The organism is Streptomyces sp. WAC06614 (genome assembly GCF_003949795.1).
In the GTDB taxonomy this organism is placed as follows: domain Bacteria; phylum Actinomycetota; class Actinomycetes; order Streptomycetales; family Streptomycetaceae; genus Streptomyces.
Map to the genome: position 1 here is coordinate 1 of NZ_RPRY01000011.1, position 14,545 is coordinate 14,545.

Annotated in this window: 10 protein-coding genes; 1 reads left to right on the plus strand and 9 read right to left on the minus strand. The window is 74.0% G+C overall.

Translation table 11 applies throughout. The features are described from left to right. Positions 1 to 340: 340 nt before the first annotated feature. The 9 genes from EF918_RS02820 to EF918_RS37640 form a co-directional block, all read right to left on the minus strand. A complete protein-coding gene (locus EF918_RS02820; RefSeq protein ID WP_125640025.1) occupies positions 341 to 766 on the minus strand; it encodes an HIT family protein in 426 nt (141 codons plus the stop codon). Positions 767 to 1,142: 376 nt separating this feature from the next. Beyond that, positions 1,143 to 2,447, minus strand: coding sequence for a DUF4241 domain-containing protein (locus EF918_RS02825; RefSeq protein ID WP_125640028.1), 1,305 nt, complete (start codon positions 2,445 to 2,447; stop codon positions 1,143 to 1,145). A 247-nt stretch (positions 2,448 to 2,694) separates the two neighbouring features. Further along, entirely contained in the window at positions 2,695 to 3,276 is a 582-nt protein-coding gene (locus tag EF918_RS02830) for a GNAT family N-acetyltransferase (RefSeq protein WP_125640031.1), read from the minus strand. Positions 3,277 to 3,433: 157 nt separating this feature from the next. Beyond that, positions 3,434 to 4,102 (minus strand): DUF3618 domain-containing protein, encoded by a 669-nt coding sequence (locus EF918_RS02835; protein ID WP_125640034.1) that lies wholly within the window; start codon positions 4,100 to 4,102, stop codon positions 3,434 to 3,436. After that, entirely contained in the window at positions 4,078 to 4,512 is a 435-nt protein-coding gene (locus tag EF918_RS02840) for a phage holin family protein (RefSeq protein ID WP_125640037.1), read from the minus strand. Before EF918_RS02840 ends, EF918_RS02835 begins: the two co-directional genes overlap by 25 nt. A 3-nt stretch (positions 4,513 to 4,515) precedes the next feature. Next, positions 4,516 to 5,235 (minus strand): hypothetical protein, encoded by a 720-nt coding sequence (locus tag EF918_RS02845; RefSeq protein ID WP_125640041.1) that lies wholly within the window; start codon positions 5,233 to 5,235, stop codon positions 4,516 to 4,518. A gap of 267 nt (positions 5,236 to 5,502) precedes the next feature. Continuing rightward, positions 5,503 to 6,510 (minus strand): DMT family transporter, encoded by a 1,008-nt coding sequence (locus EF918_RS02850; RefSeq protein ID WP_125640044.1) that lies wholly within the window; start codon positions 6,508 to 6,510, stop codon positions 5,503 to 5,505. A 71-nt stretch (positions 6,511 to 6,581) separates the two neighbouring features. After that, positions 6,582 to 7,322, minus strand: a complete 741-nt coding sequence (locus EF918_RS02855; protein ID WP_260609724.1) for a helix-turn-helix transcriptional regulator — start codon at positions 7,320 to 7,322, stop codon at positions 6,582 to 6,584. Beyond that, entirely contained in the window at positions 7,319 to 7,696 is a 378-nt protein-coding gene (locus EF918_RS37640; protein ID WP_221889683.1) for a hypothetical protein, read from the minus strand. Before EF918_RS37640 ends, EF918_RS02855 begins: the two co-directional genes overlap by 4 nt. 292 nt (positions 7,697 to 7,988) lie before the next feature. On the opposite strand from EF918_RS37640, the gene EF918_RS02865 reads away from it, so the two are divergent. Continuing rightward, positions 7,989 to 14,522 carry a non-ribosomal peptide synthetase gene (locus EF918_RS02865; protein ID WP_185921570.1) on the plus strand — a complete coding sequence of 2,178 codons (6,534 nt, stop codon included), beginning with the start codon at positions 7,989 to 7,991 and terminating at the stop codon, positions 14,520 to 14,522. Positions 14,523 to 14,545 lie beyond the last annotated feature (23 nt).

Below are 14,545 nucleotides of genomic sequence, written 5' to 3' on the forward strand. Positions count from 1 at the left end.
AGTGGGGGGTCGGGGCTGCCGGTCTGTCCGGCGAGGGGGCACCGGACCTCCTGGCCGCCGCCGGACTTCCGCGCCCTTCCCCACCGCCGCCTGCCCGCTGGCGGGGCGGGGATGGTGTCGGCCGCAGCAGCGCCCTGCTTCCAGGCCGGTGGCACGGGTTCGGGCGTCGATGGTCGGCTGCGCGCAACGGCCTCTCCCCCACACGCGGACGGACAGGAGCTGGCGTCGCTCCGAGGAGGCCGGGCCGGGACGACGTCCCCTGGGCGCCACGCAGACGCTCCTCGCTCATGACCCCTGTCCACGAGGATCCGGCCTCCTGCTCACGAGCTCCGGCTCTGGCTCAACTCGTGTGCTGTCGGCCTGGAGCCAGCGCCTCGGCGAGCCGCGCCCCCGGACGGCCGGCGACGTGATGCACGGAGCGCCCGGCCGGCCACGTCGTGATTCCGTCGTCCACCCATCGCGGAACGACATGGACGTGCAGATGGGGCACTGACTGCTCCGATCCCGGGCCGCTCGCGCTGAGGATGTTCACACCAGAGGCGTTCAAGGCGGTCCGCGCGGCCTCGGCCACGCGCTGGACCAGCGCCATCACCTCCGCGAGGGCGTCGGGCGGGGTCTCGAAGATGTCCGCGTGATGGAGCGTCGGAACCACCAGGGTGTGACCGGGCGCCAGCGGATTCAGCGGCGTAAAGGCGCAGGCCACCGGACCACGCTCCACCCAGTCGGCAGTACCTTCGCGGATGAGCCCGCAGAAGATGCAATCCATGTGACCGACCCTGCCAGACGCGGGACATCACTCGCCAACCAGTTCGAGGTGCGGTGCGTTCGGCGGCCGGCGGTCCGCGCGGTCAGGGTGCTGGAGCTCGGCCAGGCCGGTAGCCGCGAAGCTCAGCGACTCAGGCCCGCGAGCGGGTCGGCCGTCGCCGTCGCCGTCGCCGTCACCGGGGTCGAACCGGGCGGGTCCGGAGTGCGTCATGGCCGCCGTCGTCCGCTGGCGGAAGATGGATCCCGTCGGAAAGCTGTCAGGACAGCACGGCGGGGCAGCTGGTTCTCCGTGGTGGGACCACCAGGTCGGCGAGACGTCTGCGTCGACGCTGCGGAACCTCCGCGAGCCCGCGACTGCGCCCGCAGGCAGGGCTCGCCTACGCAGCCGCATCGGTGGGGGTTCTGTCCCGCTCCGGGAGCACTTCGGGCATTGCCTCCACCAGCACCACGACGCCGACCACCTCACCGGCCTCGGAACGGCCGACCCACACGGGGTAGGTACCGTCCCCGGTCGTCGCGAAGGACATGAGTTCGCCGCCGGAGGCCTCGTCCCAGGTGTGCTGCATGAACATGGAACCGTCGTCGAGGTCCTCGTAGCCGTCCAGGTCCGGCTCCCCCTGGATCAGCCCCCGCTCGAAGAGGGCGACGAGGGGTTCCCAGGACCCGGCGTCGGCGAAGCAGCCGGTGGCACCGTCGGTGGTGAAGCCGGCTATCTGCTGCTCGATGAACAGCCGGGGATCGTCGTCCGGGCCGAGGGCCATCTCCCAGGTCGCTGCGGGGGTCTCGTGGACGAGCAGGCGGACGGCCGTGGGTTGCGTGGTCGTGACCTCGGCGTTCCGCCACTCGCACTGGTAGCTGAAGCGGACCCGCGCCTCGTCGAGTACGTACTCCCCGGGCGGGACAGGGATCGTGATGCGCGGCCCGTCGCCGTCGTCGGTGTCCGGGCCGGAGACGGCCAGCAGCCCGCTGGGGACGCGCAGGGTGGCGACCCGGCGCGGCTCCACGACGGTCATCTCGGGGTGGTACCCGTCGGTCACGCGCACCCCCGGCCGGAACAGCTCGTTGATCGGCCCGGCCTGCGCGGGGCGCGGCGGACGCCAGCAGGTCGCAGGGGCGCCTCCGTCACTCGGCTCGGCGGCCTCGGCGACCACGGCCGGTTCGAAGGCCGGCGGCTCGGTGATCCCGTGCACCTGGGCCGAGAGCAGCGGCCACTCCCCGAAGGCGGGGCGGTCCATCCAGCGCTCGTCGTCCCGGAGGACGGGCGAGGTGATGTGGGAGCCCCCGCCCTGTCCCTGCGGCTCCTCCGTCCGTCGGCCCCTCCCCTCCGGGAAGAGGTCCACGGTGATGCGGGGGCACGCCTTGTCGAACTCCGCCATCTCCGGGCCTGTGTAGTACCAGCCGACGGAGTACCGGCGCAGCAGCCGCGACGGGTCGTCCAGCAGCCGCATGTCCAGATCGTAGGTGCGGCGGCCTTGGGCGTCGTAGACCCACAGCCCGACGTAGTGGTCCTGCCAGGAGACCAGCCGGACTTCGAGCGGGGCCTTCCGACCCGGCTCCCGGTACACCACCACGTACGGGAGTCCGGCGGCATCCCGCTCCCGGGCTTCCTCGGCGGGCATCGGCCGCCAGGGCGCACAAGCCTCCAGGTCCCACGCCTGCGCGTAACCCACCTCGACGACCATTGCCGCTCCTCTTGCTGCTGCCTGCCTTGGTTCTGTGCTGAGCTGCAAGGTATCCGCTGCCTCTGACAACGGCCCTCCTCGGCCGGGGCCGCCCGAGCGATCCGGGGCGTCCCCGCCACCCCTGCGACAGCACGCGCCACCGCCCGGCCCAGACCCCCACGTGCGCCGCCGCCCATCCGGACCTGCGTCTGCGGGCGAGGTCTGAGCCGTTCACCCGGTGCCCCGGCTCGCCGGCGTTTGGCGGCCGTCACCAGAGCTTGTCGATCTCCCCCGGATACAGCTCGATGCGGGAGTGGTGGAACGACTCCTGTGCCTGACGGCCCGCAGTCGAGAAGAAGTCCGCCATCGTGACCTTGTCGAAGCCGGGCTGATCACTGGGGAAAGGAGCCTGCGGGGTTCCTCCGATGAGTACGGCTCCCGGGAGCACACGCCAGCCGGCGCTCTCGTAGAACGCCTGCAGCGGGCGATCACACGTGAACAGGCCCAGGTCCAGGCTCTGAGCGATCATCCTCTCGCGTGCCGCTGCCACCAGTTGCCGGCCGTGTCCACGGCCTCGTGCCTGCTTGCTCGTCACCACCGTGCTCAGCCCACCCGCCGAAAGTCGCCGGCCGGCATGGACGATTTCCTTGCACAGGATGTCCAGCGCGGCCAGCACGGTCCCCTCGTCCACAAGCAGCATCGACAACGGGCGCAGTGCGGGATCGTGGGTCGGGGTGTCGACAGCAGCGTCCGACCCGGACGCGGACGGCCATGCCTGCTCTTGGATCTCTCTCACCTGGACGCGCAAGGCGGCGGGGGTGGCTACTTCGGGGAACGACACGATCTGCACGCGCCGATTGTGCTCACCCCTCGCGCCGGCGCAAGCGATTTCTCCCCGGACCCGTCGTGCTCACCGCCTGGCGCCGGCCTGTCCGGCCGGGCTGCTTCTGGCCTCCTCGTACTGACACCTGGGAGGCGTCACTCCCGGGGCGGGGCCGGTTTCTCGGTCACTGAGGAGAACCGGAGGTGCCGGGGGTGCGGCGCACGTCTGCGGCGGCGTCCTGGCCCACCTCGCGGAGCCCCTGCGCCGTCTCCTGGCCGGCGCTGCGGGCCTGGTCCTTGGTGGTCTCCGCGGCCTCCTGGGCGGTGCTCTTCACTGCCTCCACGGCCTGCGCCGCGGGCTCCCGCATCTCCTCCTTGACCTCCTGGACTGCTTCGCCGACCGTCTGCTTGACGGGGTGCAGCAGCTCTTCGGAGTGCTCCCTCAGTTGCCGTCCGACACGTTGTTCGGCTTCGGAGGTCGGCAGGAGCGCAGCGGTGAGCATGCCGGCGCCGAAGGCGATCAGCCCGGCGGCCAGCGGGCTCCCCTGGGTCTGCCGCTTCGCCTGCGCAGGCGCCTGCTGAAGGGTCTCGCCCACGGTCGTGCCGACGTCCTTGGCGGTCTCCGCGAGGGTGCCGGTGGCCTGACTCAGACCCTCGGTGGCTCCGTGCGCCGTGTTCTGTGCCGTGCCCATCACGCGCTCCTTCACTCCGCTGACGCGGTGGCGCACCGATGTGACCTTGCGCTGCGCCATTGTGCGGGGGGTCATCCTGTCCGCGAGGGCGTCGACGCTGCGCGCCAGGTGCGCGCGCCGGTACTCCGCGTCGGTCCTCAGCTCGTCGGGTGTCGGGCCCATCGCGCATCCTCCTTCAGCGACTCCACGGTCTGTTCGGGCTTGAGGTGGACATTGCGCCAGCCCGCACGTCCGCTCACATAGAGGGCCGCGCCGACGGCGGCCCACACGGCGGTGACGATCAGCGCGGCCCAGGCGATATGGATCACGCTGGCCATCGCGAAGACGACCGTGAGGCTGCCGAACAGCATCGCCATGTGGCCGGCGTAGCCGGCGCCGCCCAGCATCCCGCCCGCCTTGCCGGCCTGGGCGAACTCCTGCGTCAGCTCCGCCTTCGCCAGTTCGATCTCGGTGCGGACCAGCCCTGAGACGTCTTGGCCGATGGCTTCGACCAGATCACCGATCGAGGGTTCTGCGGCCTGCCGGTGGGGCGGGGCATGGTACGTCGGCCGTTCCTGGTGTGCGGTGGCCACGACTCACATCCCTTCCGCTCGCTGCGACGAGCCGTCGTCCGGCGGGCGGGCGGACGGCATGGGGACCACGTGCGGGGGCTGCGACTGGCCGTAGGTGTCGGTCAGGTCGTCGTACCCGGGTGGTATGCCGGAGTGTTGGACCGCAGGCATGCCTCCATCGGTCCGGTCTGCTGGTGCAGCCTGGGGCCCGCTGCCTTCGCCGCTACCGGTGCCGGCGGAGGCGGCCTTGACGACGCCCTTCTCGGCCCGCCCGATGAGGAAGCCGGCCACGGCCGCGCTCGCGAGGAAGGCGCCCGGGCGGCGGCGTGCGAAGTTCTGCAGGTCTGCGAGCAGCCCGTCGGGGCCGCGCTGCTCGATGCGGTCGGCGGCCCGGTTGCCGCCCTCGGCCATCTTCCGGGCCACACCGGCCATGGTGGAGTCGGGCTTGCCGTTCTCGCTCATCTCCCGCAGTTCCTGCGCGAGCCGGCGCACGTTCTGCGCCAGGCTCTTCGTCCGGGCCTGTGCCTGGCCCTGGAGCTGATCGCGCAGGCCGCCGGCGAGGTTGCGGGCTTGGGAGGTGGCCTCGCCGACGACGTCGGCCGCCTGCTCCTTCACCGTCCCGCCGACCTCGGCGGCCTTGCCGCCGACCAGAGCGGCACCCTCGCTCGTCTTGTCCTGCACCGTCTGCGCTACCGCCGCCGCGCTGCTGTCGTGCCGGCGGCTCGATTCCTGGAAGTCACTCAAGGCTCCTCCTGGGCCGATCGAAGGATCGTGGTTCCCCGCCCGGGGGTGCACCTGCCCAGGTTTCATCCCTCGACCCATCGGTGCGACGCCGGTTCGTCGAGCTCGCCCACACTTCCACCACGCTGTCCGCGACGAGGACCTGAGTGAGCGAGCCGGTTGCCCCGCCCGGGCGTGGGCGGGGGACCCGGGTGCGCCGCCTTCGTGCACGGTGAGATCAGGGTGCGCCGGGCTGCAACGCCACCGCAGGCCCCGTCGCCTCCCCCCCTTTCAGCTGTGCCGCTTCTGCGACGCCGCTCCCGTACCGGAGGGGGCGTCCGTGCCACTGGCGTGTCCGACCGCCCGTGGGTCCTCGACCGCCGGGGTGGCCGCGGCCCGTGGCCGGTAGCGGGAGACGGCCACTCCGGCCAGGCAGAGCAGGCCGCCGAGGAGGGTGAGCCAGGCCGGGACCTCGCCGAGGAGGAGCCAGCTCAGCAGGACCACGATGGCCGGCACCGCGTAGGTCGTCGCGCCGAGCTTCCCGGCCGGCATCCGCGCGAGGGCGAACGTCCAGGTGGTGAAGGCGAGGGCGGTCGGGACCACGCCCAGGTAGAGCATGTTCAAGGTCGCGGAGAGCGGGGCCTTCGGGACCTCGGCCGCCAGCCGGCCGGCGAACGGCAGGCAGGCCGCGGCTCCGGTGAGGCAGCTGTACGCGGTGATCTGCAGCGGCGTCCCGTACGAGAGGGCGGGCTTCTGCGCGACGACGCCCGTCGCGTACGCCACCGCCGCGAGCAGGCACAGCACGACCCCGAGCACCGAGGTCGTGCCGTCGCTGCCGGACGACATCGACAGGCCGACGACCACCGCTCCGACGAAGGAGACCGCCATACCGGCCACGAGCCGGGGCGGTAGGGCCTCGCCGAGCAGGCGCGCGGCCAGGAGCGCCATCAGGATCGGCCCGGTGTTCACGAGGAGGGACGCGGTGCCCGCGTCGACGAGTCGCTCACCCCAGTTCAGCGCGACCGTGTAGCCGGCGAACCAGACGAGGCCGGACAGCAGGATGCCGCGCCGGGCGCCGCGCGGGGGCAGGCCCTCGCGGCGCAGGAGGAGGAGCACGACGAGCACCAGTGAGGCGGCGAGGAGCCTGCCGAGGGCGAGCGCCCCCGGCGAGTAGGCGGCTCCCGCGCTGCGGATGGAGACGAAGGCGGACGCCCAGGCGAACACCGTGAAGCAGACGGCGCCGAGGGTGGGGAGGTAGGGCGGGAGGACGCGCGGGCGCGCAGGCGGCTGGGTCTTCATGTCTCCGACCTTACACCGAACACTTCGGTAGTCGCCGAAGTATTTTTACGGTGGCTGCGGCTTCCGGTGGCCTAACTCCACGCCGCCGGGGTGAGGCCCAGGAGCCTGCCGAGGGCCTCCTCCCCTGCCGGCGTCACCAGCAGCCCCCGGCCGCCGCCCTCGGGGCGGACCACCCAGCCGTCGTCCAGGGCCCGCGCGCAGAGCCTGGCGCCGACCGTGCCGCCGAGGTGGCGGCGGCGTTCGGTCCAGTCCAGGCAGGAGCTGACCAGCGGCCGGCGGCCGGCGGCCGTCACGTCGACGCCCGCCTCACGGCACCAGTCCAGACCCGCGTCGGTCAGCGCGAAGACCGCTTCGGTGCGCAGCAGGCCGCGGTCTTCCATCGCGTCCGTGACCGCCATGCCGAGCCGGCCCGCGAAGTGGTCGTAGCAGGTGCGGGCACGGGCCAGCGGGTCGGGCGCGGCGACCACCGGGACGGTGTGCGCCGCGTCCCGGCCGGGGACGGCGTAGGAGGCCAGGGCGTCCACCAGGCGGGCCGTGGCGGCGTCGGCGATGCGCACGTAACTGTGCCGCCCCTGCCGCTCCGTCACGCAGATCCCCGCTTCGAGGAGCCGGTGCAGGTGGCCGCTGACGGTGGACGGGGCGACCCCGGTGGTCCGGGCCAGCTCGCCCGCGGTCCAGGCCCGCCCTTCCAGCAGCGTCATACAGATGGCCGCCCGGGTCTCGTCGGCCAGGGCGGCGGCGAGGGCGGCCAGCCGGGCCGCGGGAGCGGGAGGGTCCGCCGGGGCCGGGGCGGGTGCTTCGTCGTGGTTCATGGGTCCAGGGTGCCCCATTGCTTCGGCATCTGGCGAATGGTTGCAGCCCGTGGCGGACGCGCTGGTGGCGGCGATCGTGCGGCCCCGGGTCGGCCGGCGGGCGGTGTGCGCCGTCCCGGTCGGCCGCCGCTTCCCGCCCGCCGGTGCCAGAGGTTGAACATCCGGCGGGCGGTGCAGGCGCTGGTGTCGATGGAGGCGTCGGCGTGCTTGTCGGCCACGGCGATCATCTCCATGGTCCACGGGATGCCGAATCCGACGCAGGCCGTGCACGGCGGGGGGTGCAGCGGTTCCGTGGGCGGGAGTTGCCACAGCCAGGGCACGATCCGCAGGGCGAGGAAGTCGCGTTCCTCCACCGCGCGGCGTAGTTCCCGCACGGCCTGAACCGGCCGGGTCAGGTCGCCACCGGCCCGGCGTCAAAGGCCTCCAGCGGGCACGAGCGCGACCGCGACCGAGCCGGACGTGGTCTTCGGCTTGCCGAGGGGTCGCGCGGGGTATGGCGTGCGCCCCCTGGTGCGGGGATGTGTCCCAACCTCGATGCAGTCGTGGGCGAGTTGGCGGCCCAAAGGGGGGCGCAAAGTTTTTTGCGCACCCGATCGGATGGTCCAGCTGCGCCATTCGGGTGGCGCGCGGACGGAGCAGTGTTCCGGTACGTCTTGGATGACGTCCATGATCTTTTCGGCAGAAACGTTGGCACCCGCCTACCCGGTCGGTGAGACCGGTGTTCCGCTGCCCGTGCACCGGGCGGTCGCGGCCGCCGCTCTTCGTGCGCCGGACCGGACCGCCGTCGTGGAGGACAGTGGGGGAAGCTGCTCGTACCGCGAACTGTGCTCCTGGGCAGGGGAGTTGGCCTCCCGGTTGCGTGAGGCCGGCGTCGGTCCCGGGGCAGCGGTCGCGCTGCGGCTGCCGCGCTCGGCCGGGCTGGTCGCCGCGTTGCTCGCGGTCTTCGAGACCGGCGCCGCCGCCGTGGTGCTGGATCCGCGTACGCCGGCCGAGCGGCTGGCGGCCATCGAGGCGGACGCGGGGTGCGCGGCGGTGCTCGTACCGGCCGGGGGGACCACGCGGCCGGGCGGGCCGCAGCCGGTCACCGTGCCGATCACCTTGCCGGCCTCCCCGGGTACGTCCTCACGCTCGGCCGGGAGCGCCCTGCGCCCGGCCGTACGGGACGGCGAACTCGACCACGTGGCCTGCGTGTTCTACACCTCCGGGTCGACCGGCCGCCCCAAGGGCGTGCAACTCACCCACCGCAACCTGGCGCACTTCGCCGCCGACCCGCACTGGGACGGGCCCGGGCACCGGGTCACGGCGCTCGTCTCCGCCCTGGGCTTCGACGCCCTCAGCCATGACCTGTGGCTGCCGCTGACCCGGGGCGGCACGGTGGTCGTCCCGGCCGAGGACCGGGTGGACGCGCACCGGCTGGCAGCCCTGGTCGCCGATCACGGCGTCACCGGCGTCTTCCTCACCACCGCCTGGTTCAACCAGATCGCCGCGGACGACCCGGGCGCGCTGCGAGGTCTGCACACGGTGCTCACCGGTGGAGAGGCGGCGGACGCGCGGGCGTTCGCGCAGGTCAGGGCAGCTTGTCCGCAGGTGGGGATCGGGCATGTCTACGGGCCCACCGAGTGCACCACGTTCACCACCCTGCACCTCCTGCCGCCTGATCGGCCGGTCCCGGTGGCACGGGTGCCGATCGGTACCGGGCTGCCCGGGGCGGTCGTGCGGTTGCTCGGTCCCGATCTCACCGTGGTGCCGCCCGGGGAACCCGGTGAGGTGTACGTCGCCGGTGAGCAGGTTGCCCAGGGGTACCTCGGTCTGGCCGGCATGACCGCCGAACGCTTCGTCGCCGATCCGTACGGCCCGCCCGGTACCCGCATGTACCGCACCGGTGACCTGGCCGTGCGGGGCTCCGACGGCGCGCTGGAATACCTGGCGCGCGACGACGACCAGGTCAAGATCCGCGGCCACCGGGTCGAGCCGGGTGAGGTACGCGCCGCGCTGGCCGCGCTGCCGGGGGTGGCCCGCGCGGTCGTGGTCGTGAAGGAAGGCCGGCTGATCGGCTACGCGGTTCCCGAACGCGACGCCGGCGGCGTCGCGGGGGAAGATCTGCGCTCCCGGCTGAGCCGGGTGCTGCCCGAGTATCTGGTGCCCGCGGCCGTCATGCTCATCGACGAGATCCCGCTGAGCGTGAACGGCAAGGTGGACCGGGCGGCGCTGCCCGCGCCCGCCGCCGTGCGAGGTGGCCTGGGCGGCGCCCGGACGCCCGCGGAACGGGCGCTGTGCGCCGCCTTCGCCGAGGTGCTCGGCCTGGCTGAGACGGGTACCGGCGACGACTTCTTCGCGCTGGGCGGCGACAGCATCACCGCGATGCGCCTGGTCAGCCGGGTCCGCCGGGAGAACGTGGCCATCAGTTCGCAGGACGTGTTCCGGCTGCGCACCCCCGGTGCGCTGGCCGCCGCCGCGCAGGCGGCGGCTCCGGCCGCGGACCTGCTGCACCGGTCGGCCACCGGCAGGCTGGAGTTGCCGCCGATCGCGCTGTGGTTACGTGAACAGGGTCCGGGCGTGGGCGAGTTCGTCCAGTCCGTGCTGGTCGAGACGCCGCCCGGCCTGGAGCGCGGGGCGCTCGTCGCGGCGCTGCAGGCGGTGCTCGACCGCCACGACGCCCTGCGCACCCGGCTGCCCGACCCGTCCACCGCGGCCGTGTGGCAGCCCGAGGTGCTGACCCCGGGCGAGGTGGAGGCGGGCACGGTCCTGGACGTGGTGGACGTACGCGAGCTGCCCGACGCCCCGTCCTCCGGCACGGTCCGGGAGGCCGTGGCGCGCGCCATGCGGTCGTTGGACCTGCCCGCGGGACGGACGCTGCGGGCGGTGTGGTGGGACGCGGGCCGTACCCGGCCGGGCCGCCTGTTGCTCGCCGTGCACCATCTGGTGGTGGACGGGGTCTCCTGGCAGGTGCTCACCCAGGACCTGGCGCGGGCCGCCGAGGATCCGCACGCGCTGGGCGCCTGGGGTGCGGCCACCCCATACCGCCGCTGGGTGCGGTCGCACAATGCCCGGGCCACCAGCGCCGAGGTGCTGGCGACGCTGCCGCACTGGCAGGCGGCGAGCGTGCCGGCGGCCACGCCGTGGCCGGCGCGAGGGCGGCTGGATCCGACGCTGGACACCATCGGCACGTCCCGCTCCATGGAGTCGGTCCTGCCGGCCGCGGTCGGCCGCGCCCTGCTCACCGCGGCCCCGGCGTACTACGGCGCCACGACGCAGGAGCTGTTGCTGGCTGCGCTGACCGTGGCCGCGGCCCGGCGCGGCGGTTCCCGGACGCTCGTCCTGGACACCGAGGGGCACGGCCGGGACAGCGAGGGCCACGGCCCGGACAGCGTAGGAGGCGGCGGCCCGGAGGCCGACGTGTCCGCCACCGTGGGCTGGTTCACGTGCATGTTCCCGGTCCGTCTCGCATGCCCCTCGGAGGCCGCCCGTCCCGCGGCCGGCGGTGCGCAGGACACGGTGCTGGCCCAAGCGGTGCGTGCCGTGCGGGAGCAGTGGCAGCAGGTGCCGCGGGACCGCGCGTCGTACGGGTTGCTGCGGCACCTGCATCCGCAGGCGGCCGGTCTGCTGTCGGCGGCACCCGGACGGCCGGTGCTCTTCAACTACCTTGGCCGCTATGCCGTTCCGGGCCGTGACCCGTGGCCCTACGCCGCGGAGGCGCCCGTGCTGGGCATCCACCGCGCCGCCCGGCAGCCGTTGTCGCATCCGCTGGAGATCAACGCCGTCGTCGACGAGCGCACCGGGGAGCCGCTGCTGACCGCCGTCTGGCGCTGGTCGGCGCGGCTGGTGGACAGCGGTGACGTGGCGGGGCTGGCAGCGGAGTGGGCCGACGTACTGGCCGCGTTCGCCCGCGCGGCCGATGCCGGTGTGCCCGAGCGGGCCACGACGCCGGCCCTGCCGGCCCAGCGGGAGGAGGAGCGGTGGCCCTGCTCCCCGCTCCAGGAGGGGCTGCTCTACCACGCCCACAAGGGCGAGGGCGCTGCGGACCCCTACCACGTCCAGACCGTGCTCGAACTGGAAGGGCCGGTGGACGCGCCCGCGCTGCGCACGGCGCTGTCCGCGCTCACCGCCCAGCACCCGGCGCTCCGGGCGGGGTTCCGATGGGACTGCCGGGGCCGCGCGGTGCAGCGGGTGCCGGAGGTCGTCGACGTCCCGCTCCGGGAGGTCGACCTGACGCGCCTGTCCGGGGCGGATCGGGAGCGGGCCGCCGACGAGGAGGCCCGTCGGGACCGGGACGAGCCGTTCGACCTGGCCGCACCGCCGCTGCTCCGGGCCGTGCTGCTGCGTCTGGACGAGGGACGCTGTCGGCTGCTGCTGAGCTACCACCACATCCTCATGGACGGCTGGTCGATGCAGGTGGCCCTGGCCGACCTCGCCGACCTGTACGGGCAGGCCGCCGCGGGCGCCGCGCCCCGGCCGGCGGCGCGACCGTCCGCGCTGGCCTATCTGCAGCACGTCGCCGACCAGGATGCCGCGTTGGCGGGCAAGCACTGGCAGGGCCTGCTCGGCGGCGTGACCGAGCCGACGCTGCTGACCTGTGCGGGAGCGGAGCAGCAGGCCCGTCCGCGCACGGTGCTGCTGGAGCTGCCGGCCGCGCGCACGGCCGCCCTGCGGGCGAAGGCACGCGAGCAGGCGCTGTCCCTGAACACCCTGGTCCTCGGTGCCTGGGCGCTGGTGCTGGCCCAGCTGACCGGCCGCGCCGACGTGGTGTTCGGCACGGTCGTCGCCGACCGTCCGCCCCACCTGCCCCAGGTCGAGTCCATGGTCGGGCTGATGAACAACGCGGTGCCGGTACGGGTGGACACCGCCGCGGCCGGCGACCGAGCCGACCTGCTGGCGGCACTCCAGGAGCAGCGGACCCGCATGATGCCCTTCCAGCACCTGGGCCTGGCGGAGATCATCCGGTCCTGCGGGCTGCGCGAGCTCTTCGACACCGTCGTCGTACTGGAGACCTACACCGACTCGTTCGCCACGCGGTGGGGGGCGGAGCTGCGGGTGACGTCCAGCCGGGTGGAGAACGGCACGCACTACCCCCTGTGCCTGCTGGTGTCCCCCGGCGAGCGGATGGCGATCCGGGTCCAGTACCAGCCGGGGCGGCTGGGCGAGGCCGGCGCCCGGGAGATCGGCCGCCGGCTCGTCGACGCCCTGGGCGCACTGGCGGGAGACCTGTCCGTACCTGCCGCGCAGCCGGTCTCGGCCGGGGGCGGGATCACGGCCGTGGACGGGGTCCCGGCCGCGGGTGGGGTCGCGGACATGGGCGCGGGCGGGGTCGCGGCCATGGGCGCGGCCGCGGGAGGCCTGCCCCCGGCAGCGGAGGCGTTGCCGGCGGCGGTCCCCGTGCTGGAACGATTCGCGGCTCAGGTGAGGACGGCCCCCGGACAGGCCGCCGTGGTGGACGGCGACGGGGTGCTGGACTACCGGGCGCTGGACGCGTCCTCCGACCGGCTGGCCGCGGAGCTGGGCGCCCGGGGCGTCGGGGCCGAGGACGTGGTGGCCCTGTGCCTGCGGCGTGGCCGGGACGCGGTGACGGCGATGCTGGCGGTCCTCAAGGCCGGCGCCGCCTACCTGTGGCTCGACCCCCGCCACCCCGCGCCCCGCGTGGCGGCACTGGCCGCCGAGGGGCGCCCCGCGCTGCTCGTCCATCACCAGGAGTTCGACGAGGCCCTGGCGCTCGTCCCGGCCGCCGTGCCGCGGATGCTGCTGGAGCCGCACCACGTGTCCCCCGAACCCCTGCTGCACGGCGAACGCCGTCGCCACCCCGTACGGCTGCCCGGTCACCCGGCCTACGTGGTGCACACCTCCGGGACGCAGGGGACACCGAAGGCGGTGGTGATGCCCGGCGCCGCCATGGACCGGCTGGTGGACTGGCACGAGCAGCGCTTCCCGGCCGAACCGGGCGCGGTGACGGCCCAGTTCACCTCGATGGCGTTCGACGTCGCCACCCAGGAGGTCCTCACGGCGCTGTGCAGCGGGCGGACGCTGGCCGTCCCGGATGCGGACACCCGTGCCGACGCCGCCGCCTGGACCGCCTGGCTGCGGGCGCACCGCGTGACCGAACTGTTCGCCCCCACCCCTGTGTTGGCCGCTCTGTGCGAATTCGCCGACGGGGAACGGGAGGTCCTGCCCGACCTGCGTCATCTCGTGCAGGCCGGTGAGGCACTGGTCGTCGGCCCGCAGCTGCGCGCCCTGTGCGCCCGCGGGGGCAAGCGCCTGCACAACCATTACGGCCCGGCCGAGACGCATGTGGTGACCGCGGGCGAGGTCACCGGGGAGCCGGCCGACTGGCCCGCGCGCCCCGGCATCGGCCGTCCGGTGCCCGGATCCCGGGTGATGCTGCTGGACTCGGGGCTGTGCCCGGTCCCCGACGGTGTGGCCGGCGAGCTCCATCTGGCCGGGGACCAGCTGGCACGTGGCTACCTCGGCCGGCCCGCCCTGACCGCCGCGCGGTTCGTCGCCGACCCCTGGGGGCCGCCCGGCTCGCGGATGTACCGCACGGGCGACCTGGCTCGCCGGCTCCCGGACGGCACGCTCGAATTCACCGGCCGCAACGACGACCAGGTCAAGATCCGCGGCCACCGGATCGAGCCCGACGAGGTGCGGGCCGTCCTGGCCGCCCTGCCCGGAGTGGTCCAGGCCGCCGTGGTCGCCGGGCCGGACGGACGCGGCGGCAAGGAGCTGACCGGCTACGCGGTGGGTTCGCAGGAGACCGGCGCCGCCCCTCTGGACGGGGCCGCACTGCGCGACGCGCTGGCCCGGGTGCTGCCGGACTTCATGCTTCCCGCCCGCGTGATGGTGCTGGACCGCATGCCGCTGACCGTCAACGGCAAGGTGGACCGCCGGGCCCTGCCCGAACCCCAGCGCGTCCCCGCCCGGATCAGGCAGCCGCGCACACCGGCCGAGGGCGTGGTGTGTGAGGCGTACGCCGACGTCCTGGGCCTGGAACGGGTCGGCATCGACGACAACTTCTTCGACCTGGGCGGTCACTCGCTGCTCGCGGCCCGGTTGCTCCAACGGCTGCGCGAACGCCTCGACCCCTCAGCCACGCTGACCCAGGTCATGCAGCGAGCCACCCCCGCCGCTCTGGCCGCCGCCCTCGCCCCCGGTCCGGGCCCGGACGCCGCACCGACCGGCCACGACGGGCCCCTCGTACCCGCGGGCACCTGACCGCACCCGTACCGGTGGCCCAG